This window comes from Priestia sp. BR_2 (assembly GCF_041954005.1).
Classification (GTDB): Bacteria; Bacillota; Bacilli; order Paenibacillales; family Paenibacillaceae; genus Paenibacillus_AQ; species Paenibacillus_AQ lautus_A.
Genome location: NZ_JAVFHM010000258.1, coordinates 1 through 1127, shown reverse-complemented (window position 1 = coordinate 1127; position 1127 = coordinate 1). Strand labels below are relative to the sequence as shown.

Below are 1127 nucleotides of genomic sequence, written 5' to 3'. Positions count from 1 at the left end.
GTCGTAGAGCCTTCAATTAATGCATAAGGAAGTAATACAAGAGAAGCCCCTCTTAAGCTGTAGTACCAAAACAATAGCCACCGATTATCGAAACGATCTGATAGCCAACCGGATAAAGTTGTTCCTACCAGGTCAAAAATTCCCATAAACGAAAGAAACGAAGCTGCTGTAACTAAAGGGATTCCAAAACTCATACAGTAAGAAACAAAATGTGTACCAATTAAACCGTTCGTTGAAAGCCCACAAATAAAGTAACTTCCAGCTAATAACCAAAATTCCTTCACTTTCACAGCTTCGAATAAACCCTTGAAGGCTATAGTAATAGGGTTTTCCTGTTGTCTTTCATTACTCCCTTGTACTTCTTGTTCAAGTCCATAGGGAAGAAGACCAACATCCTTTGGTGTGTTTTTCATAAATAAGAGGATTATTATAAGCATAAGGAAACTAAGGATCATAATTAAACCAAGTGCCGGGCGCCACGAATAATTTTCTATAATAGCCGCCAAAACAGGAAGTAGAATTAACTGACCTGTCGCTGTACTTGCCGTTAATATTCCTACTGCAAGTCCTCTTCTTTTCTCAAACCAATGATTCGCCACATATGGACTTAACACTGTTAAAAAAAGGCTCGATCCTAGCCCAATAATAAAGCCCCAAATGATGATCATCTGCCATGATTGATTCATAATGAATGTTAGTATAATGCCAGTCAGCAAAGTTGTCATAGAAATGATCATCATTCTTTTTAATCCAATTATATTAAGTAATGCTGCCATAAATGGACCTGATATACCATATAAAAACATACTAATGGCAAAAGCTAGTGCAATAACAGAACGGTCCCAGCCAAATTCATTTTCGAAAGGTTCTATAAAAACCCCTGATGATGACATGGCGATACCGGCTATAATAATAGAAAAAAATGTTATAACCAGAATAAACCAGCTATAGTGTATATGTTTCAAAACTTAATCACCCCTATTATCTTCAAATAATATCCTGTTTTCTATTGTTCTTAATATTAAGTCATAACTTATTATCAGTAAAATTGAAAAACACGATGTTATCCATCGATTTTTTTGATACTATAAAACCAAAAGTAAAATAAAAGTGGGTGATATGATGGA

Annotated in this window: 1 protein-coding gene; it reads right to left on the bottom strand. The window is 35.0% G+C overall.

Annotated features, from left to right (window positions below; genetic code table 11):
• A partial coding sequence (locus tag RB298_RS20530) for an MFS transporter (protein WP_486048299.1) occupies positions 1-965 on the bottom strand: 965 nt, incomplete at its 3' end.
• Between the last annotated feature and the right edge of the window lie 162 nt (positions 966-1127).